At 62.3% G+C, this 20,703-nt stretch carries 14 protein-coding genes and 1 pseudogene; 8 read left to right on the forward strand and 7 right to left on the reverse strand.

Annotated elements, in window-relative coordinates:
• The first annotated feature begins 66 nt into the window (after nt 1–66).
• A complete protein-coding gene (locus J8I87_RS37660) occupies nt 67–3,654 on the forward strand; it encodes an indolepyruvate ferredoxin oxidoreductase family protein (protein WP_209937443.1) in 3,588 nt (1,195 codons plus the stop codon).
• Nucleotides 3,655–3,805: 151 nt separating this feature from the next.
• Here J8I87_RS37660 and J8I87_RS37665 read toward each other — a convergent pair whose 3' ends face one another.
• Nucleotides 3,806–4,048, reverse strand: coding sequence for a hypothetical protein (locus J8I87_RS37665; protein ID WP_209937445.1), 243 nt, complete (start codon nt 4,046–4,048; stop codon nt 3,806–3,808).
• Between the two features lie 1,082 nt (nt 4,049–5,130).
• On the opposite strand from J8I87_RS37665, the gene J8I87_RS37670 reads away from it, so the two are divergent.
• Nucleotides 5,131–6,315 carry an FIST N-terminal domain-containing protein gene (locus J8I87_RS37670; protein ID WP_209937446.1) on the forward strand — a complete coding sequence of 395 codons (1,185 nt, stop codon included), beginning with the start codon at nt 5,131–5,133 and terminating at the stop codon, nt 6,313–6,315.
• Between the two features lie 199 nt (nt 6,316–6,514).
• Here J8I87_RS37670 and J8I87_RS37675 read toward each other — a convergent pair whose 3' ends face one another.
• From J8I87_RS37675 to hppD, 3 genes are all read right to left on the reverse strand, one after another.
• Nucleotides 6,515–7,708 carry an amino acid aminotransferase gene (locus J8I87_RS37675; RefSeq protein WP_209937447.1) on the reverse strand — a complete coding sequence of 398 codons (1,194 nt, stop codon included), beginning with the start codon at nt 7,706–7,708 and terminating at the stop codon, nt 6,515–6,517.
• Between the two features lie 125 nt (nt 7,709–7,833).
• Nucleotides 7,834–9,216, reverse strand: a complete 1,383-nt coding sequence (locus tag J8I87_RS37680) for an amino acid permease (RefSeq protein WP_209937448.1) — start codon at nt 9,214–9,216, stop codon at nt 7,834–7,836.
• Nucleotides 9,217–9,390: 174 nt separating this feature from the next.
• Nucleotides 9,391–10,464, reverse strand: a complete 1,074-nt coding sequence (hppD, locus tag J8I87_RS37685) for a 4-hydroxyphenylpyruvate dioxygenase (RefSeq protein WP_209937449.1) — start codon at nt 10,462–10,464, stop codon at nt 9,391–9,393.
• A gap of 281 nt (nt 10,465–10,745) precedes the next feature.
• Between hppD and J8I87_RS37690 the strand changes: the two genes are divergently transcribed.
• The 4 genes from J8I87_RS37690 (at nt 10,746) to J8I87_RS37705 (ending at nt 15,831) form a co-directional block, all read left to right on the forward strand.
• A complete protein-coding gene (locus J8I87_RS37690; protein WP_209937451.1) occupies nt 10,746–11,219 on the forward strand; it encodes an Lrp/AsnC family transcriptional regulator in 474 nt (157 codons plus the stop codon).
• Nucleotides 11,220–11,421: 202 nt separating this feature from the next.
• Complete coding sequence (locus J8I87_RS37695; protein ID WP_209937452.1) at nt 11,422–11,910, forward strand: NUDIX domain-containing protein; 489 nt, start codon at nt 11,422–11,424, stop codon at nt 11,908–11,910.
• A 205-nt stretch (nt 11,911–12,115) separates the two neighbouring features.
• The gene (locus J8I87_RS37700) at nt 12,116–13,408 is read left to right on the forward strand and encodes a cytosine permease (RefSeq protein ID WP_209937453.1); all 1,293 of its coding nucleotides are present in this window, start codon (nt 12,116–12,118) and stop codon (nt 13,406–13,408) included.
• A gap of 5 nt (nt 13,409–13,413) precedes the next feature.
• Nucleotides 13,414–15,831: an ATP-binding protein gene (locus J8I87_RS37705; RefSeq protein WP_209937454.1), complete on the forward strand. Its 2,418-nt coding sequence runs from the start codon at nt 13,414–13,416 to the stop codon at nt 15,829–15,831.
• On the opposite strand, the gene J8I87_RS37710 is transcribed toward J8I87_RS37705, so the two are convergent.
• Complete coding sequence (locus tag J8I87_RS37710) at nt 15,768–16,505, reverse strand: response regulator transcription factor (protein WP_245254445.1); 738 nt, start codon at nt 16,503–16,505, stop codon at nt 15,768–15,770. The two genes, J8I87_RS37705 and J8I87_RS37710, sit on opposite strands and share 64 nt — an antisense overlap.
• 206 nt (nt 16,506–16,711) lie before the next feature.
• On the opposite strand from J8I87_RS37710, the gene J8I87_RS37715 reads away from it, so the two are divergent.
• Both J8I87_RS37715 and J8I87_RS37720 read left to right on the forward strand, forming a co-directional pair.
• On the forward strand, nt 16,712–18,172 hold the full coding sequence (locus J8I87_RS37715) for an amidase (RefSeq protein ID WP_209937455.1): 1,461 nt from the start codon (nt 16,712–16,714) through the stop codon (nt 18,170–18,172).
• A 43-nt stretch (nt 18,173–18,215) separates the two neighbouring features.
• Nucleotides 18,216–19,520 (forward strand): purine-cytosine permease family protein, encoded by a 1,305-nt coding sequence (locus J8I87_RS37720; protein WP_209937456.1) that lies wholly within the window; start codon nt 18,216–18,218, stop codon nt 19,518–19,520.
• Between the two features lie 54 nt (nt 19,521–19,574).
• Here J8I87_RS37720 and J8I87_RS37725 read toward each other — a convergent pair whose 3' ends face one another.
• Together J8I87_RS37725 and J8I87_RS37730 are read right to left on the reverse strand one after the other, a co-directional pair.
• Nucleotides 19,575–19,880, reverse strand: a complete 306-nt coding sequence (locus J8I87_RS37725) for a hypothetical protein (protein WP_209937458.1) — start codon at nt 19,878–19,880, stop codon at nt 19,575–19,577.
• Nucleotides 19,881–20,379: 499 nt separating this feature from the next.
• Nucleotides 20,380–20,703 (reverse strand): annotated as a pseudogene (locus J8I87_RS37730) (IS3 family transposase); the annotation flags it as partial.

Genomic DNA, 20,703 nt, shown 5'->3' on the forward strand with positions numbered 1-20,703 from the left:
TTACGATATCAAATCGGCTTTCTATACTCGGCTGAAAAATCCCGATTCCCCGGAGACAGCCCTGTCATGAACGCACCCGACCTAGCCGTCGCATCAGATCTGGCGGCCGATACGCCTGCCGCGCCCGTATCACTGGACGACAAGTACACGCTCGAAAAGGGGCGCGTGTATATCAGCGGCACGCAGGCGCTGGTGCGTCTGCCGATGCTGCAGAAAGCGCGCGACCGCAAGGCCGGCTTGAATACGGCCGGCTTCATTTCCGGCTATCGGGGTTCACCGCTGGGAGCGCTCGATCAGTCGTTGTGGAAGGCGAAAAAGCATCTGCACGCCAACGACATCGTTTTCCAGCCTGGCGTCAATGAAGATCTGGCCGCGACTGCCGTTTGGGGCACACAGCAGATCAATCTGTGGCCGGGTGCGACGCGCGACGGCGTATTCGGCATGTGGTACGGCAAAGGACCCGGCGTCGACCGTACGGGCGACGTGTTCAAGCACGCGAACTCCGCCGGCAGCGATGCGCGCGGCGGCGTGCTCGTGCTGGCGGGCGACGACCATGCGGCGAAGTCGTCGTCGGTTGCGCATCAGTCGGAGCACGCGTTGATCGCGGCGGGCATTCCCGTGCTCTATCCGGCGAACGTGCAGGAATATCTGGACTACGGGCTGCACGGCTGGGCGATGAGCCGTTACTCCGGGCTATGGGTCGCAATGAAGTGCGTGACGGACGTGATCGAATCCACGGCGTCGATCGATCTCGATCCGGATCGCGTCGAGATCGTCACGCCGACCGACTACGCGATGCCGGCGGGCGGCCTCAACATCCGCTGGCCGGATGCGCCGCTCGCGCAGGAAGCTCGGCTGCTCGACGAGAAATGGTATGCGGCGCTCGCGTACGTCCGCGCAAACAGGTTGAACCGCGTCGTGATCGATTCGCCGACGCCGCGCTTCGGCATTATCACCGCGGGCAAGGCGTATCTCGACGTGCGCCAGGCGCTCAGCGACCTCGGCCTCGACGACGACACGTGCGCGAAGATCGGTCTGCGTGTGCTCAAGGTGGGCTGTGTATGGCCGCTCGATGCGCAGGACGCGCGCTCATTCGCGACAGGTCTCGAAGAGATTCTCGTCGTCGAAGAAAAGCGCCAGATTCTCGAATACGCGCTGAAGGAAGAGCTGTACAACTGGCGCGAAGACGTGCGCCCGAAGATCTACGGCAAGTTCAACGAGCGCGACAACGAAGGCGGCGAATGGTCGGTGCCGCGCGGCGACTGGCTGTTGCCCGCGCATTACGAACTGTCGCCCGCGTTGATCGCGAAGGCGATCGCACGACGCCTCGCGCGCGCGGATTTGCCCGCCGACGTGCAGGCACGGATGCTCGCGCGCGTCGCGATCATCGAAGCGAAAGAGCGCGAAGCGGCGAAGCCGCGCGTGTCCGTCGAACGCAAGCCGTGGTTCTGCTCGGGCTGTCCGCACAACACGTCGACGAACGTGCCGGAAGGCTCGCGCGCGCTGGCGGGCATCGGTTGCCACTACATGTCGATGTGGATGGATCGCAAGACGGAAACCTTCAGCCAGATGGGCGGCGAAGGCGTCGCGTGGCTCGGGCAGATGCACTTCTCCGGCGATAAGCATGTGTTCGTGAATCTCGGCGACGGCACCTACTTCCACTCCGGCCTGCTCGCGATTCGCGCGGCGATTGCGGCAAACGCGAACGTCACCTACAAGATTCTGTACAACGATGCCGTCGCGATGACGGGCGGCCAGCCGGTCGACGGCGTGCTGACCGTGCCGCAAATCGCGCATCAGGTCCATGCCGAGGGCGCGAAGCGCATCGTCATCGTCACCGACGAGCCGCAGAAGTATCACTCGGGCATCGTGTTGCCGGCGGGCGTCGATGTCCATCATCGCGATCAGCTCGACTCCGTTCAGCGCACGCTGCGCGACATGCCGGGCACAACCGTGCTGATCTACGACCAGACTTGCGCGACGGAGAAGCGCCGGCGGCGCAAACGCGGTGCGTATCCCGATCCGGCGCGCCGCGCGTTCATCAACGACGCCGTTTGCGAAGGTTGCGGCGACTGCTCGGTGCAATCGAATTGTCTGTCCGTCGAGCCGCTCGATACGCCCCTCGGCACGAAGCGCAAGATCAACCAGTCGTCGTGCAACAAGGACTTCTCGTGCGTCAAGGGCTTTTGCCCGAGCTTCGTCACAGCGGAAGGCGCGCAGCTTCGCAAGCCCAAGGCCGCAGGCAGCGGCGGCAGCGCTGGCAAAGGCGATTTCGATGCGCTGCCGATGCCATCGCTGCCCGCGCTCGCACGGCCATACGGCATTCTTGTGACGGGCGTCGGCGGCACGGGTGTGGTGACGATTGGCGGCCTGATTGGCATGGCTGCGCATATCGAGCGCAAGGGCGTCACCGTGCTCGACATGGCGGGCCTCGCGCAAAAAGGCGGCGCCGTGCTCAGCCACGTGCAGGTCGCGTCCGCGCCGGATGCGCTGCACGCGACGCGCATTGCGACGGGGGAGGCGCGCCTCGTGATCGGTTGCGATGCGATCGTGTCGGCGTCGAACGATGTGCTGTCTCGCACGCAACGGGGTGTGACGGTTGCCGCGATCAACAGCGGCGCGACGCCGACCGCCGAATTCGTCAAGAACCCGAAGTGGACTTTCCCGGGCACGCAGACGGAAGCTGGGTTGCGCGACAGTCTCGGCGAAGGATGTGCGTTCATCGACGCCAATGCGCTCGCGCTGACGCTGCTCGGCGACACGATCTATAGCAATCCGCTGCTGCTTGGCTTTTCATGGCAGAAAGGCTGGCTGCCGCTGCAACTGCCGAGCCTGCAACGCGCAATCGAACTCAACGGCGTTTCCGTCGAGAAGAATCAGCAGGCGTTCAACTGGGGCCGATATATCGCGCATCATGGAGAGGCGGCTGTTCAGGCGCTACTCCGCCCCGCTGCCGCGCAGCAGGCGATCGTGATGCAAATGCCCGAATCGCTCGATAAGCTCATCGCAACGCGCGAGGCTTTGTTGACGGCGTATCAGAACGAAGCGTATGCGCAGCGCTATCGGCAAGTGATCGAACGCATCCGCGCGAAGGAATCACAACTCTCGGGCAAATCTCTGCCGCTCACAAAAGCGGTTGCCGTGAATCTCGCCAAGCTCATGACGTACAAAGACGAGTACGAAGTCGCGCGCCTCTATGCCGATCCCGCTTATCTGGACAAACTGCGTCAGCAATTCGACGGCGAGCCGGGACGCGATTACAAGCTGAGCTTTTATCTCGCGCCGCCGCTGCTCGCGAAGCGCGACGAACACGGGCATCTGCAGAAGAAGCGCTTCGGTCCGTGGATGCTGCCCGTCTTCCGCGTGCTCGCGCGCATGAAGCGCCTGCGCGGCACCGCGCTGGACGTATTCGGCAAAACCGCCGAGCGGCGCGGCGAGCGTCAACTGATTGCCGAGTACATCGCGCTCGTCGATGAGTTTTGCGCGACACTCGATCTCGAACGCCTTCCCGTGGCGCTACAGCTCGCCAGCCTGCCTGACGACATCCGCGGCTTTGGCCATGTGAAAGAGCGCAATGTCCAGGCAGCAGCGAAAAAAAAGGAGCGGTTGCTTGGCGACTACCGGGGTTCGCAGCGATTGGCGGCAAACGCGTAACCCTTTGTCCGCAAGCTGCCGGACAGAATCCGGGTATCGGCAGCGGGCGCGGCTTGCAGGCGGTAGCGGCGACCATCGTATGGACTAAGCCGGCTGCCGCCGTCCGTCGCCCTCATTCAACGCGAGCATTTCGAAGCGTTCGCCGGACCCGTCATGGCCGTTCGGAATCTGGGAACCCGACCACGTCGCCAAGGCGCCTCGCGTCGGCGAATCGCCGTTCCGTCAAACATGTGCGCGTGACCGCCTCCCATGCGAGATAAGCGCCGAAGGCGTAATGACGATATGTGTTGCGCGTTACCTCTGACATCGTCAGTTCAGCTTCCCTGAGTTGGAGCTTGATTTCCTCTTCGACGGCGGTCGTTACTTCTTCATAGGTCCACTGGCTCTTGCTCATTGCCTATCCCCATCATTGAACTGATGCCGGCGCGCAGCGATACAGCCTGCCGGCCGACCCCGGCCGGCGAACTGCTGATCGGAGCGTGTCCTGATCGAGGTCCTGAAGTCTGACGGTCGTGAATCCGCAGATGCACGACGCGAGCGCTGTCACCCCTGCGACCTCTGCCGCCGACGAGAACCCGGTGAAGCGCGCGATCGGCAAACGAGCGGGAGGCATCGGAGGCGTAGCCTCCCGCGCTGCGTCCGAAGCTCGATCGCTATGCTCTGATGGGCGCTCACCGTCGACCTGGCAGCGCTCAAGCCCCATTGCCAGCCGCACGCCCGGGCCGCACACGGCCTTGTGCGTCCCGGCGAAATCGGGTCGATATCGGTCGGCCGCCTGGTTTCTCCGGTGCGTGAGTCCATCGGTTCGCGTTGCTTTTCAAAAAGTAGTGCAGCACCCGGCCGCGTTCAAGGTTGGAACGCGGCCCGCAGTGTCTGAGAATCGGCTCAAAGCCAGGCGTCTCGTGCGCGTGGCTGACGACGCATCGCGCGCGTGGTGCCGCGCGGAAGATCCGAAGGTTTGCGAGTCTCGGTGGCGACGGGTTGTTGCAATGGGCCGGGCGAGGTGACGGCGTCCTCTCGGCGGACCAACCCTGAAGAAAGAGCGCTCGCGCAATGCAAGCACGGCTAGCACATGCCGAAACAGCAAGCGTCCCGTTTCGTCTGTTCATAAAGGAGTCGACTCTGAAACCAGCAAGACGCCGACAGCCGGCCGCGCCGGCACGTTGCGTCAAAATCAACGGCCCCGAGAGGCGATCATTGGACTATCTTTGAAAAGCCAGTCGAATGCACCGAAGCGCTTACGGTCATTTGATGGTCGGTTGGGTGACCGCTCTACCCTGCAGATGACGCTCAGGTCGATGTGCACTGCCCTTTGGCGGACACGACATGTCTGCGTAGCCGGGATGGCACATGCCGCCTGATTGGCCGCCCATCCATGCGCTCGCGTTCGTCTCGCCACGCCGGAACATGATTCACCCGGGTGTTGTTCATGTTCCAGCTCTCCCGGACTATTGCTGTCTCCGACAGGTTGGTACCATGAACCGCCCTTCGTTTATCCATGCTCATGCTGCTCACGCCGATTGGCGGGTGGCGCTCGCCGAGTGCCAGCGGCAACTTCAAACCCGGATGGCGGCCAGTGCGACTGAGCAACGCGTATCCACGACGTTCACACTCGGCTGGTGTTACCTGAGCGACTACTACGCAACCGAGTCCGAGGTGATCCTCGACGAACTGCACCGTGCTTACCCCGGCGTCGCCTGGGTCGGCACGATCGGCGTCGGCGTGGCCGCCAGCGGGGTCGAATACATTGATGAACCGGCGCTGGCGCTGATGCTCGCGCCGCTGCCACGGGAATCGTTCCGGCTGTTCTCAGGCCTGCAGCCTCTGCCTGCGGCATCGTCCGAGTTCGTCGCCCATACGGCGCTCGTCCATGCGGAAGGCACCACGCCGGACCTGCAGGAACTGCTTCAGGAACTGAGTGCCCGCACTACCACAGGCTATCTTTTCGGCGGCCTGTCTTCGGCCCGCAACCGTCCGCTACACCTCGCGGACGGCGTGTTCAGCGGCGGGTTGTCCGGCGTGCTGTTCGGTCCCGAGGTCGGTCTGATCTCACGTGTGACGCAGGGCTGCCAGCCTGCCGGTCCCGTGCGTACGATCACCCGGGCCGAACGCAATCTCGTGATCACGCTGGACGGCAAGCCCGCCCTCGATTGCGTGTTGCAGGATCGTGGGCTCGGCGAGGATCTCTCCGACGATGAGTTGTCCCATGCGCTGTCGACCACCCTGGTGGGCTTGAGCACGGGTGCCGAGGATGTGCCGACGTGGCCCGGAAAGTTCGGCGCGGATACGGTCGTGCGCCACCTGGTCGGCGTCGATCCCCGGCACGGGATATTGGCAATCGCGGACCGGGTCGAGCCAGGCATGCATCTCGCGTTTTGCACGCGCAATCCCGAGGCTGCCAGGCGCGATCTGGTGCGCATCGCGACGGAGATACGGGCGGAACTGGAAAGCAGCACGACGGCCCACCTGTCGGGTGTCCTGTATGTCAGCTGCTCGGGACGCGGCGGGCCCCATTTTGGCGCGCCGCATGCGGAATTGCAGACCGTGCGGGATGTGCTGGGCGAGGTACCGCTGGTGGGCTTTTTCGCGGGCGGTGAGATTGCAAGGAGTCACCTTTACGGCTACACGGGGGTACTGACTGTCTTTACGAACCAGGATTGAGTGTGCCGGAGCGCGCCGGAACCTGGACTGGAAGATATCGCTCGCGCCGCATGAGCGGCGCGTCGCGAAAGTCATAACCGTTCAGGTATAGCCTGCCTGCCGGACAGCGCCGACGTCGAATACGTTCTGGAAGTCCCGGCGCGCCGCGTTCGTTCGGGCACGCACACCCGATATCCTCAGGCTTGCGTCAATCCATTGCCTATGAGAGGACTTCCGCGATGGCCTTCGCAGTGGTCGCGATGTTTCGCTCATTCAGGGCAGCGACACACATGCGACCGGACCGGATCAGGTAGACCCCGTGCCGCTCTCGCAGCACGTCAACCTGCCCCGCCGACAGCCCCGTGTACGTGAACATGCCGCGCTGCTCGAGGTATCGCGCGAGCATCGTGTCCGGCACATTGCCGCGCAGGCATTCATGGATGCCTGCGCGCATTCGCATGATGCGCCGGCACATCGAAGCAAGCTCGTCTTCCCACGATTGCCGCAACTGCGGCGTCGTGAGCACTCGTGCGACGATCTTCGCGCCATGCGTCGGCGGGTTGCTGTAGTTCGCGCGCACCGCGCTCGTCAGCTGACCCAATACCCGGGCGGCCACATCCGGCGACTCACAGATCACCGACAGACCGCCGCAGCGCTCGCCATACAGCGAGAAGTTCTTCGAGAACGAGTTGGCCACGAAGGCCGGCACGTTCTGGCGCACGAGTTCGCGAATCGCGAATGCGTCCGCGTCGATGCCCGCGCCGAATCCCTGATAGGCCATGTCGATGAACGGGAGAAGGTCGCGTTTCCCGAGAACCTCGATCAACTGCACCCACTGGGCGTCACTCAGATCCACACCCGTCGGATTGTGACAGCACGCGTGCAACAGCACGACGCTGCGCGCGGGCAACGCGTCGATGGCCGAAAGCATCGCCTCGAATTTCAGGCCTCCGCTGGCCTCGTCATAGTACGGATAGGTGCTGACGGCGAATCCGGCGCGCTCGAAAATGAAACGGTGGTTTTCCCACGTCGGATCGCTCACCCAGACCTGTGAGCCCGGGAAGTAGCGCTTGATGAAATCCGCGCCAACCTTGAGCGCACCCGAGCCGCCCAGCGTCTGCACGGTCGCGATGCGGCCCTCGGCACGCGCCGGCGAGTCGTCGCCGAACACCAGTGACTGCACGGCGTCGCGGTACTGCGCGAAGCCCGCCATCGGCAGGTAGGGCTTTGGGCCCAGCTCCGCGAGCAGTTGCGTTTCGGCCTCGCGCACCGCACGCATCACGGGCAAACGGCCCTCGTCATCGTAGTAGATGCCGATGCTCAGATTGACCTTGTCATTGCGCGGGTCCTTCGCGAAGTTCTCGTTCAGCGTGAGGATCGGGTCGCCGGGATAGGCATCGATGTGTTCGAACATGACAGTTCCTGGGAAAGCCAGAGCGGCCGTAAAAGAGTGAAGATTGAGCGAGCCCGATCGGCTCGCATCAGGCAGATGTGATGGCGGGACGGCTCACTGGTGCCGCCCCGAGACTCGTTGCGTGCCTAGCGCATCGGGACGCCGACGGGCACCGACGCGCCAGCGCGCCTGTTGCGCAGGCGATAGCCCACACCCAGCACGGCGAGCCACACCGGGATCAGATAGACCGACATGCGCAGATCCGGAATCAGGCACATCACCACCAGAATGCCGCCCAGGAATGCGAGACACAGGTAGTTGGTGAGCGGATAGCCGAAGCTGCGGAACATCGTCATCTGACTGGCACGTGCTTTCGCACGGCGGAATTGCAGATGAATGATGCTGATCATTGCCCAGTTGATGATGAGCGCCGACACGACGAGGCCCATGAGGAGCTCGAATGCCTTCCCGGGCATCAGGTAGTTGATGACCACGCACGCGGCCGTGGCGAGCGCGGAGACACCGAGTGCGACAAGGGGAATGCCACGGGCATTAACCTTGAGCAGCGCGCGCGGCGCATTGCCCTGCCCCGCGAGACCATAGAGCATGCGGCTGTTGCAGTACACGCCGCTGTTGTAGACCGACAGCGCGGCCGTGAGCACCACTGCATTGAGCACGTTGGCGACGAAGTTACTGTTCATCGCGTGAAAAATCAGCACGAACGGGCTGCCTCCCGTGACCACTTTTTCCCACGGATACAGTGACAGCAGCACGCCGAGTGCGCCGACGTAGAAGATGAGAATGCGGTAGATCACCTGGTTGGTCGCGCGCGGGATGGTGCGCGATGGATCGTCCGCCTCAGCGGCGGTGATGCCGACGAGTTCGAGTCCGCCGAATGAGAACATGATGACGGCCATCGCCATCACGAGTCCCGAGACGCCATTCGGGAAGAAGCCGCCGTGACGCCAGAGATTGGACACGCCCGCTTCCGGTCCGGCGTGGCCCGAGACCAGCAGATAACCGCCGAAGCCGATCATGCCGACAATGGCTGCGACCTTGATGATCGAAAACCAGAACTCCAGTTCGCCATACGACTTCACGCTGGTCAGGTTGATCGCGTTGATCACGCAAAAGCACACGAGCGCTGACACCCACGTGGGCAGATTCGGCCACCAGTACTGCATGTAGATGCCGACGGCCGACAACTCCGCCATCGACACGAGTATGTACAGCACCCAATAATTCCAGCCCGACAGGAAGCCCGCGTATTGTCCGCAGTACTTGCCCGCGAAATAGCTGAAGGAGCCAGCGACCGGCTCGTCGACCACCATCTCGCCGAGTTGCCGCATGATGAAAAAGGCGACGATGCCGGCGATCGCGTATCCGAGCAATACCGATGGCCCCGCCGATTTGATGGTTTGGGCGATGCCGAGAAACAGCCCCGTCCCGATCGCGCCGCCAAGCGCGATCAACTGGATGTGACGATTCTTCAGGCCGCGCTGGAGCGTGCCCTGTCCCTGATGTGCCACGTTGTCTTCTCCTGTGTCCTGCGGTTGATTCAGGACGCCACGCCCGGCTTTCCGCCTGCCCCCGTCAGGCAAGCGAAAAATGCCGAGGCGACGCGGCGGGCGCTCGTGACGCCGGCGCCGTATCCTGCTGGATCTGTATTCTTGAAGCGGCCTGTGAGTCAGGTTGCGAGCACGTCAGACCTTGAGTGTGCCCCGTTCGATCTGGTCGCGTTCGAGCGACTCGAACAGCGCCTTGAAATTGCCTTCGCCGAAGCCTTCGTCGCCCTTGCGCTGGATGAATTCGAAGAACACGGGGCCAAGGAGGGGCTTTGAGAAGATCTGCAGCAACAGGCGTGGTGTGCCGTCTGCCGTCGTGCCGTCAAGGAGGATGCCGCGAGACTGTAGCTCGCCAACCGGCTGGCCGTGACCCGGCAGCCGTGTCTCGAGCGCATCGTAGTAGTAGCTGTTCGGTCCCGTCATCAGCGGCACACCTGCCATCTGCAGGTTGTCGATGACCTGGATCAGATCGTCGGTGAGGAACGCGATGTGCTGGATGCCTTCGCCGTTGAAGGCCATCAGGAATTCCTCGATCTGGCCGCTGCCCTTGCCTGATTCCTCGTTCAGCGGGATGCGGATCTTGCCGTCCGGCGCCGTCATCGCTCTCGACGTGAGGCCAGTGTATTCGCCCTCGATGTCGAAGTAGCGCAGCTCGCGGAAGTTGAACAGCTTCTCGTAGAAGTTGGCCCAATACGTCATGCGGCCACGGTAGACGTTGTGCGTGAGATGGTCGACGAGGCGCAGGCCGTGACCGACCGGCCGGCGCGCGACACCTTCGATGAACTCGAAATCGATGTCGTAGATCGACTTGCCCTCTTCGAAGCGGTCGATCAGGTAAAGCGGTGCACCGCCAATGCCTTTGATCGCGGGCAAACGCAACTCCATCGGACCGGTGGCGATTTCGATCGGCTGCGCGCCCAGCGACAGCGCGCGCGCGTAGGCCTTGTGCGAATCCTTCACGCGGAACGCCATCCCGCACGCACTCGGACCATGTTCGGCGGCGAAGTACGCGGCCTGGCTATTCGGTTCGCGATTGACGATGAAGTTGATCTCGCCCTGGCGGTACAGCAGCACATCCTTCGAGCGGTGGCGTGCCACCAGCGTGAAGCCCATCTGCTCGAACAACGGTTCGAGCACGTTGGGCGTGGGCGAAGCGAATTCAACGAATTCGAAGCCCATCAGTTGCATGGGATTGTCAAACAGGTCGGCCATGGTCGTTTTGCGTTTGGCAGAAAGTGGATGGTTTGCTGGATGCGCAGCGCACGGCATCGTGGGTGATGTCCAGTGTATGCGCGGGGAAAGAAAATTTCATAAAGAGTGCCGGACCTCGTGTAGCTCAACCGTCCGCGTTCCCGGCAAGCATGCGGTGACGTTGCAGCAATTTCCGAGGTCAGTGTAGATTCATCGCGGCGCAATAGGATTTCGTTAAAACCGCAGACAAACCCTAGTTTGCACATTAAAATTTCCCCCGAAAGCCCATTGGAGAAAGGAAAGTGCAGACCATCGAGATCGACCGTATTGACACGCGTTTGCTGGAGATCCTGCAGTCGCAGGGACGCATCTCAAATCTCGAACTGGCGGAGGCGATCAGGCTGTCGCCGGCGCAGACGCTAAGGCGCCATCGCCGGCTCGAGGAACTGGGCGTGATCAGGTGCTACGAAGCGCGGCTCGAGACGCAGGCGCTCGGCTTTGGCGCGGTGGCTTTCATCCAGGTGACGATGGAGCGCGGTCATATCCGCGATCTGGCGAAGTTCAAGTCAATGGTCGCGGAACTCGCCGAGATACAGGAATGCTTCGCCGTAACCGGCGATATCGACTACATGCTCAAGGTGGTGACACGCGACCTGAAAGCGCTGTCGGAATTCCTGCTCGATACGCTCATGCGAATTCCTGGCGTCAGCGGAGTCAAGTCGAGCGTGTGTCTTGACGAACTTAAATGTTCGAGCGCCGTTCCGCTGGCAACCTAGCCACGCGCGAATGTCGGTACGGGTCGGATCGATCAACCTGGTCCAAATTTACCCCCTGACGTTTTCCACTTGTCGTCCGGCTAAACTACGGTTCCCAGGCAGTGGTGTGACAGACGCTTGAATGATCCAGGCCGACGAACGCGGCGAGCCTTAGCGCCTCTAACCACCTTTAACCCGCTCTAACCAGGAAAGGAGAAACCTGATGCCGAGCCTTCCGCGATCGCGACGGGCCATGCTTATCGACTCTGTCTGGCGCCTCGTGCTTCGGCTCGGATTTCGGCTCGCTCGCGCCTGGTGGCACCTCCGGCGGCCTAGCCATGAGGGCGCGCTGGTCGCAATTTACGTCGGCAAGGCACTGTTGCTGGTGAAGTCATCGTACCGGGCCGAATGGAGTTTTCCCGGCGGCAGTCTGCGGCCCGGTGAGGCGCCTCATGCAGCGGCGCTGCGCGAAATGGAGGAGGAGATTGGTCTCTCGTCGCACCCCATACACCCCGCAGGCAGCGTCTGCGGCATGTGGGACGGGCGGCGAGACCGAGTGCATTTCTTTGAACTGCACCTCGATTCGATACCCGAGCTGCGGCTCGATAATCGTGAGATTATCGCCGCGCATCTGGCGTCACCGGAGGAATTGCACGGTATCGCGCTGACCGGGGCGGTCGCTGCGTATCTCGGCAGAGATCTCTGCTATTAATTGGCCCGATTTTTTCGGAGATGGTGCAATCGGCAGTATAAGCAGGATTGCTTATGCATAGGCCGCGTGCGCCGCTTGACCGCCCCATGATCTCGCTCCACTTGATACCCGACGCCGCTGCGGCGACGCCCATGCCGGCATCCCGCGTCTGTGAGACTATCTGACATCCAGATCGCCCCCCAATATCGAAGATCGACCGTCAGCCATGAGCCTGCTTCGCGGCCCCAATGACAGCAGCAGTACCAGGCCAGTCCCGCTACCACGGCGGCGCGGCCTCATTTTCCCCGCGTTTGCGTGGTCGGGCTTTTCCTCCGCATTTGCCTCCGTCATCGTCGGCAGTCACCTGCAAGCATCTCTAGGCACGATAGACGCGCTGTTTGCCGCAACCCTTGGCAACTGGATCCTCTTCATCTATTCGGCGGCGATAAGTTTCGCGGCTGGCCGCTGGGGCTTGAGTTCGCAACTCGTGCTCGAAGGCGTCTTCGGCCGTTGGGGTGCCGTGATCCCGGGCGCGTTGCTGGGGGCGCTCGTCACAGGCTGGTTCGCCTTTCACGTTACGTTGACGGCAACGATCCTCGCCGCCGCCCTCCACCTTCAGGTCAATTCGACATTCACGATCTGCGTCATTGGCGTTCTGTTCGCGCTACCGGTGATCGTCCGCATCAGCCACGGCTTCAACATGACTGCAATTGCGATCCCCACGATGATCCTGTTCGGCGCAATCGTCTTTGCGCATCAGCTCGTACCCCGCTGGGCTGGCCTGCTGGACGGTCCGATCGGCGGAGCATTGCCGTTCGGCACGGGCGTGTGCATTGCCTTCGGAACCTTCGTCGTGAGCGGTACGATGACAGGCGACATCGTGCGGTTTTGCCGAACCGGGAACGAAGCGGTACAGGCGACGGCATTCGGCTTCCTGCTGACGAACCTTCCGTTCCTCATTCTGGGCGTACTGGTCGCTGCGTCGGGCATCAGGGTGAACGACCTGTTCACTGCGGGCAATGCACTGTCGTGGCTGCTGCTGGTGCTCGTCATCGTTTCGAACTGGACCACCTGCGATGCTTGCCTGACCAACGCCGGAGTGACGTTCAACAGTGCGTTTCCAACACTGCCGTGGATAGGCGTCGCGAGCGCCGCGACGCTTCTCGGCATTTTTCTCGCCATCACCAGCAGCGTCGGCGATGTGTCAAGCTGGACGCTGCTACTCACGGCCATTGCATCGCCGATCGGCGGTGTGATCGTCGCGGACTATTACGTCGTGCGAGTGCGGGTTGGGTTTTCGCGCAGCCGGGTAGCACCGATGAATCTGGCCGCGTTATTCGCAACAGTTGCCGGCATGCTCGTGGCGCTGTTCTGCCAGCGGTTGATTCCGGGGGCGATCACGCCGCTGATTAGCGCGCCCGCGGCGGGTTGCCTCTATCTCGTTCTCTGCGGTATCGCTTCGCATCGTCTGGGCGCAGACCTTGGCGGCCAGTCTGCCGGGGCGGAAGCCCTCGACTGACACGTATGTTCGGCACCCGAAACAGAACGGTCACCCTGCGTCCCCCAGCCGAGGCGAGAACCGCCATTGTGGTGATCGTGCTGATCTCGTCGCTCGCATTTCTGCTCTTTCAGGCACGCAAGGATGCGATCGGCAACCTCCTGCTACATCAGGCGCGTCTCGCTGTCCAGCTTGCTTCTGCCGAGGCCCGCTTCGATACGTCAGACGGCGTGACGCTCATCGACGACGGCGATGGCCGTTCGAGCAACCTGCTCGCGGGCATCGCCGCATGGCCCGGGCAAAAGACGATCGCAATTCCGCTTGCGTCCGGCTGCGCGGGAAGTCCCGTCTGCGATGGTCTGGCAGACGCGCAGAACGAGGACACGCAAGGCCGGTTCATCATCCGCAAAGGCGCGCTATTTGCGTCGCTTCGCGGCAGCAAGGTCGCTGTGATGACCTGGGCGCCGCTCTCCGCGTTGGCGGCGGGCCTATTCGGCCGTATTGCAATGGACATTGCCGGCGTGTTCTTCCTTGGGTGTCTGCTCCTGCTCGTGCGCGAGAGCCGCCTGAGCGACTACTCAGTACACCGTTTGCTGGACGCATCGCCCATTCCGCTTTTGCTGATCGATGCGCAAGGCCGGATCGAATTCGCGAACCGCCAGGCGCTCGATCTCTTTCTCGACGTTCCGCTGCGTTCGCCCGGCAGTCTGCAGGAAGCACTGCGGCGGGAGGCGCAACTGTTCAGGTGGCTGATATCTGAACGGGACACGGGCGGCGCAATCAAGACCAGCGAGTTCGAAACGGGCGGCGCCACGAGCCCAGTGCGTCATCTGCTGGTATCGCGACAGTCGCTGATGGTTCGCTCGAAGCGGATGATCATCGCGAGTGTGGCGGACATCACTGTGCGGCACGAAGCCGAGAGCGCGCTCGTCAAGGCCAAGAACGCGGCCGAGGCGCTCGAGCGGATGAAGTCCGAGTCGCTCGCAATGATGAGCCACGAACTGCGCACGCCCGTCAACGGGGTACTGGGACTTGCGCAACTGCTCGTTCAATATGAACTACCCGAAGGCGCTGCGCAGATCGTGCGCAGAATGATTCAGGCGGGTAAGACGCTCGCCGTGATCATCAATGACATCGTCGATCTGGCCTTGCTCGAAGTCCGGCACGTCCGGCTCGAACGCCGACGCTTCGATTTGCGTGAAGTGATCACGGGCGCCGCCACGCTGGCGAGCGCGGCCGCCGCGGAGAAGGGGTTGATGGTTCGCGTAAGCACACTCGCCCCGTTGCCTCCGGCCGTGTTCGGCGACCCTGCGCGCTTGCAGCAGATCATCATCAATCTCGTCAGCAACGGCATCAAGTTCACCGAGTCAGGCCACATCGAGGTCAAAACGGATGCCGCGGCGCGCGGGGACGATTCGATCGAAGTTGTCATCGACGTGACCGATACGGGAATCGGCATTGCACCCGACGTCATCCCGCGACTTTTTCGGCCATTCTCGCAGGCGGAAACGGGACACGAGAAGCGCTTCGAAGGAACCGGGCTGGGCCTTGCGATCAGCAAGGGCTTCGCTGAAGCGATGGGCGGCTCGATTTCAGTGCGCAGCACGATCGGACACGGTTCGACCTTTTCGGTGCGATTGCCGTTCGAACTGGCGCAGCGTGAGGAAAGCGTGCCGAAGGCGTCGCCCGCGTCGCGGGTGTTGGTTGTCGACGACGTGGCGCTTAATCGCGATGTCGTGAGCGAGTTGCTACGTGTCGAGGGATGCGATGTGACATCCGCCGGCTCAGGGCAAGAAGCGTTGGAGATCCTCAAGACGCGGCGTTTCGATCTGATACTGATGGATATCCGCATGCCCGTGATGGACGGACTCGCCACCACCGCTGCGATCCGGTCGAGCCGCGAGCCAAACCGGCATACAGGCCCGATTCTTGGGCTCACTGCGAATCCACTGCCGACCGACCGGCCACTTTACTTATTGCGCGGCATCGATGGGATCATTGAGAAGCCGGTCGAGGTGGAAAGGCTGCGCTCGGCGTTGAAGCAGGCCGCGCCGCCAGCGCAAAAAGCTGCAGTCGAAGAACCGCAGCGAATCGAACGGTTGCGCCAGAAGCTGGGACAGCATCGAACCCTGCGCATCGTTGCGGCGTTCGAGCAAACGGCCATCGATGCACTTGAAGGAATCGCGACTGGTTGCGCTCGGACGGGCCTCGACGCCGTCGCGGAAAACGCGCATCGTCTCGCGGGTGCCGCATCCAACGTCGGGTTCGAGCAATTGGCCGATGCCGCTGCCAACCTCGAGCAGATTGCACGGACAGGCACTGCGACCGAGGTCTCAGATGCAGCCTTGACCGTCGTAACGATCTATCGGGACGTGGAGCGTTACGTGCGCGTCTTGTTGTCGTCGGCGGCTGCCGGCCCAGAGAACAGATACCCGGTGCCGTGAACGGTTTTGATCAGGTGCGGGTTGTCGGGATCAGCCTCGATCTTGCGGCGCAAACGACGCACGAGCGTGTCGATCGTCCGATCCATTGACTCAAAGCGCCGCCGCTTGATCGCCGAGATCAACCGCTCGCGCGACATCACCTGGCCAGCGTTCCTGACAAATACCACCAGAAGATCGAATTCCGCGGTCGTGAGGGGCACATTTGCGCCCGTCCAATCGGACAGGCTGCGGCCGCGCGTGTCGAGCTGAAACTGGCCGAACGACAGCGTCGAGGGCGCAGTGACGCTGTGGCTGTGCTTCACGCGCCGCAGCAGGTTACGCACGCGCGGCAGCAGCTCACGTTCATCGATGGGTTTCGCAATGTAGTCGTCTGCGCCATATTCGAGGCCGAGAATGCGATCGACCTTGTCGTTGCGGCCCGTGATCAGAATGATGCCCATCTCGGACTTTTCGCGTAGGTCACGTGTCAACGTTAGTCCGTCGCGTCCCGGCAGCCGGATATCCAGCAAAACGAGATCGACGGGCCGCACGCGCATGACGCGATCCAGTTCGTCTGCATCGGCCGCGCAGCAGATTTCGTAGCCTTCCGCCTCCAGAAAACCTTCGAGCGTTTCGCGGATCGACGGATCGTCGTCGACCACGGCAATGCGCTGGTCAGTCCGGCTCTGCTGCATCGATTCCTCGCAATTTATTCGCTCGCCTGTCCGCGCGCGCCGCTGTTCATTCGCGCTGCGACCGCCCGCTCCGCCTTTGCCTGTGGCGCTTTCGCGCGCCTGTTCACAAATTTTAACAAACCGCCATAACCTGTTCAATTGACAGTGCAGACTCGTTCACAACATCGCCCGATAGTGAGCACACCCACATCAGTCAGGAGACAAGCATGGACATCACGCAACAAATTTGTGGCATGGACGCCGGCGGCCTCGCGAAGGCCATTCGCAGCAAGGAGCTTTCGCCTGTCGAAGTGGTCGAGGCTCACCTCGCGCGGATGGAAGCCGTCGAGCCGTCGATCCACGCGTTCTGCACGATTACGTCGCAAGCGGCGCGTGAGCAGGCGCGCAAAGTGGAAGCGCGCATCCTGCGTGGCGATGACGTCGGTGCGTTGGCGGGTGTGCCCGTCGGCATCAAGGATCTGGTTTGCACGGCGGGCATCAGGACCGCTTCAGGCTCGCCTGCATACAAGGACTTCGTGCCTGACGAAGACGACGTCGTGGTCGAGCGTCTCAAACAGGCCGACGCAATCATCGTCGGCAAGACCAACGTGCCGGAATTCGGATACAGCGGCGTCGGCCACAACCCGGTTTTCGAAACCACCCGGAACCCGTGGAATCTGAACATGACGCCGGGCGGCTCCAGCGCGGGTTCGGGCGCGGCGGTGGCAAGCGGCGAGGTTCCCTTTGCCATTGGCAGCGATGGCGGCGGATCGATTCGCATCCCTGCGGCGCACTCGGGAATTTACGGCATCAAGCCGTCGATGGGGCGCGTGCCGCTTTATCCTGGCTGCCGCGATGAACGCTATCCGGGCGTGTCGAGCTGGGAGAGCCTCGAGCATATTGGTCCGATGAGCCGGACAGTGGCAGACAGCGCGTTGATGCTGTCGGTGATCGCAGGCCCCGATCCGCGCGACCGCCATTCGCTGCCGGCCGCCGGTTTCGACTGGCTCAACGCGCTCGACGGCGACCTCAAGGGGCTGCGTGTTGCGTACAGCCCCGACTGGGGCTATGCCGCCGTCGATCCGCAGGTGCGTCGCGTCGTCGATGACGCGGTGCGTGTCTTTGAACGCGATCTGGGTTGCAGCGTCGAGATCGCGCATCCCGGCTGGAGCGATCCGTTCGACGCGTTCTGGGCCATCGTCGCGATGGATACCGACCTCAAGGGCATGCGCGAGATGGTGGCGCAGTGGGGCAAGGACATGTCGCCGCATCTCGTCGCGTTTCTGAATCATCCGTGGACCGCGGAGGACTTCACCAACGCGATGATGACCCGCAAGAGCGTGGTCAACAAGATGTGGCGCTTCATGTCGAACTACGATCTGCTGCTCACGCCGACGCTGACGGTTCCGCCTTTCCCGGTTCATTGCCAGGGACCCGAGAAAACCGACGGACGCATGGTTGCGCCGACACAGTGGCTCTCGTTCACCTATCCGATCAATCTGACGGGTCAACCGGCCGCCTCGGTGCCCGCTGGCTTCACGAGCGACGGATTGCCGATCGGCCTGCAGATCGTCGGGCGCCATCTCGACGATCCGCTCGTGCTGCGCGCGTCGGCGGCCTTCGAGCGGGCGCGCCCGTGGCGCAACACGTTGCCGCCGCTGCTCAAGCAACTCGGCCTCGTGCAGTAGGCCGCCTAGCCCACCCGTCCAGCAAGCGAACCCAGGGAACATCATGACCACTTCGACCGAACAGCATGGGCTCGACGAAGAGTTCGAGCACAAACCCGTCCCACTCTCGCATCGTCACCGGCTGTCTTCCGTGGCGGCCGTGTGGTTCGGCTTTCCGATGATCATTACGAATGCGGTATTTGGCGGAATCATCGCCTACAACCTCGGCTTCTCGCGGGCACTGCTCGCGATCCTGATGGGCAATGCGATTCTGCTCACGTACGTCGGCACGCTGAGCTTCATCGCCGGCAGCACCGGCCGCAATTTTGCGCTCCAGGCCGAACGCACGTTTGGCCGAAAGGGCTATGCGATCACATCCGGCTTTCTCGCGAGCGTCGTCGTCGGCTGGTACGCCTTTCAGACGGGCCTCACGGGCACGACGGTCCATGCGTCTTTCGGCTGGAACGAAACTGCCACTATCGTCGCAGCCACCCTGCTCTATACCGCCGTGACGTTCATCGGCATTCGCGCGCTTTCGATCGTCGGGATGATCGCCGCGCCGCTCTATGTGGTGCTCGGACTTGTAGCGCTCTACCTGATCGGATCGGAGCATGCGCTAACAGCCGTGCCGGCTTACGGGGGGCTTGGCGTGAACAGCCTGATGTCCTTCGGCGGCGCGGTCACGCTGGTGGTCGCGACGTTTGCGGACTCCGGCACGATGACGGCGGATTTCACTCGCTGGTCAAAGGACGGCAAGAGCGCCGTCTACGCGACACTCACCGCGTTTCCGTTTGCGAACATGATTGCCCAGCTTTTCGGCATCGTGATCGTCTGCGCGGGGGCCGCTGCAGCGCCGGCGACGCAGGGTGGCGACTTCATGTCGGTGCTGACCAGTCACGGCGGCATGCTGTCGGCCATTGCGCTGATTTTCGTCTTCGTGAACCTCGGGTCGGTGTGCACGCATTGCCTGTACAACGGTGCTGTGGGCTGGGGACGTATCGCGGGCAAGAAGATGCGAACCATGACGGTCCTGCTCGGCGTGCTTGGCGGATTGCTGGCTGCGGCTGGCGTGTGGAGCCTGTTCCTGAACTGGCTGAACCTGCTCGGCGTGCTGGTGCCGCCGATCGGCGCGGTGATTATCGTCGATCAGATCTTTGTCCGGCACTACTCGTACGACGATGACGTACCGAACTTCCGAGGCAGCGCATTCGCGGCGTGGGCATTCGGCGCCATCTCCGCGTTGCTCGTGCATGCGATGGCACCGTGGTTTTCCGAAGCAGTCGCCGGAATGCTCGTGGGCGCGATAGCGTATTACGCGTTATCGCAAGGAGTGAAGCGTGAGCTACGTCAGCGTAACGGGTTGCTCTAACGGACGGGGTGCCGTTTGACGGGTCGACAGACGGCGGCGCGGGCCGGGTCCACGTCAGCGTTTCGGGGAATCGTCGTCGGGCGGGTCCTTGTGGACGATCTCCACGTCGACGGTCCGGCCGTCGTCGCCGAATGCGCGCGCCTGCCTGCGCAGCGCGCGCGTCTTCCACCAGAGATAGCCGACGACGAGCGTACACACGGCAAACAGCACGGTGAGCAGCACTACTGACAGCATCGCGGCCGCCACCAGTACGATCGCGCTGAGGGCGACGGCCAGCAATCGGCCGATCCATCCGGCGCCGCCGGTCCGGGTCCCTTTTTCGTATGCCACACGCCGTGGCGGCAGTTTGTCGTTCTGCATCTCTAGTCTGGTTCTCGGGAAGAGGGGTTGGGCTGTCACTTAATCCTTTTTCCGGTCCTGCTCAGATATTGCCCGGTCTCGGGAGTGTAATACCGGAACAGGCTGTATTACCGCAGAATGAACGAAGAGCCGCTTATAAAGCGGCTGCTTTTTAACTACGCCGGCCTTGATCGAGAATCAATCGCGAGGACCGACTGGCGTCTTAACCTTCATATCGATTTTCGAGCCTATTAAAAATTTGTCAAATGCATTGCCCGAATATCCTCCAGCGTTGCCAGTAGTCCACGACCAATTTTCGTCCAAATTAAACCACTTCACATTCCGGCCGGCTTCCTCACTACTCGCCCCTGGAATATCAGAAGCGCAAACATCAAACTCCGAAGAGTATCCGATTATTCGACCGTCACTTAGCTTAAATTAAATGAAGCTCAACCCCGTTTCCATCAACGTCAAAGGCTGACGTCACATATTATAAAACTCTCATAAGTTCCCGGCTGAATCGCAATTCCAATGCCATTGCACACGCGTCGAATACGAAGTCGTACGCCCAGACGTGCCGCGCCGCCGTCGTCAGTTGCGGCCGGGGACGCTGAAGCGACACACGCCTGCGTGGGCGCTTGCGTGGCACGCTGCAGGCCAGTCAGGCGCCACAGCCGCCATGCACGGTCCGCGCTCATCTTGTGACCCTGGCGCCCCAGAAAGATCGGAATTCGACGGTACCCGTAGCGCGGATACTGCGCCGACAGAATGCTCATGGCCGCAAGCACGGGAGCATCTCGCACAGCGAGCTTCGATTCGTAGTGCAGGGTCGACCTTGCGACCG

The sequence above is a fragment of the Paraburkholderia sp. LEh10 genome (genome assembly GCF_017814945.1).
Taxonomy (GTDB): Bacteria; Pseudomonadota; Gammaproteobacteria; order Burkholderiales; family Burkholderiaceae; genus Paraburkholderia.

What these genes read in the sequence shown, in the direction of transcription:
- J8I87_RS37660 (WP_209937443.1), top strand. Translation starts at nt 67, where the DNA reads ATGAACGCACCCGACCTAGCCGTCGCATCAGATCTGGCGGCCGATACG.
- J8I87_RS37665 (WP_209937445.1), bottom strand. Translation starts at nt 4,048, where the DNA reads ATGAGCAAGAGCCAGTGGACCTATGAAGAAGTAACGACCGCCGTCGAA.
- J8I87_RS37670 (WP_209937446.1), top strand. Translation starts at nt 5,131, where the DNA reads ATGAACCGCCCTTCGTTTATCCATGCTCATGCTGCTCACGCCGATTGG.
- J8I87_RS37675 (WP_209937447.1), bottom strand. Translation starts at nt 7,708, where the DNA reads ATGTTCGAACACATCGATGCCTATCCCGGCGACCCGATCCTCACGCTG.
- hppD (WP_209937449.1), bottom strand. Translation starts at nt 10,464, where the DNA reads ATGGCCGACCTGTTTGACAATCCCATGCAACTGATGGGCTTCGAATTC.
- J8I87_RS37695 (WP_209937452.1), top strand. Translation starts at nt 11,422, where the DNA reads ATGCCGAGCCTTCCGCGATCGCGACGGGCCATGCTTATCGACTCTGTC.
- J8I87_RS37700 (WP_209937453.1), top strand. Translation starts at nt 12,116, where the DNA reads ATGAGCCTGCTTCGCGGCCCCAATGACAGCAGCAGTACCAGGCCAGTC.
- J8I87_RS37705 (WP_209937454.1), top strand. Translation starts at nt 13,414, where the DNA reads ATGTTCGGCACCCGAAACAGAACGGTCACCCTGCGTCCCCCAGCCGAG.
- J8I87_RS37710 (WP_245254445.1), bottom strand. Translation starts at nt 16,505, where the DNA reads ATGCAGCAGAGCCGGACTGACCAGCGCATTGCCGTGGTCGACGACGAT.
- J8I87_RS37715 (WP_209937455.1), top strand. Translation starts at nt 16,712, where the DNA reads ATGGACATCACGCAACAAATTTGTGGCATGGACGCCGGCGGCCTCGCG.
- J8I87_RS37720 (WP_209937456.1), top strand. Translation starts at nt 18,216, where the DNA reads ATGACCACTTCGACCGAACAGCATGGGCTCGACGAAGAGTTCGAGCAC.
- J8I87_RS37725 (WP_209937458.1), bottom strand. Translation starts at nt 19,880, where the DNA reads ATGCAGAACGACAAACTGCCGCCACGGCGTGTGGCATACGAAAAAGGG.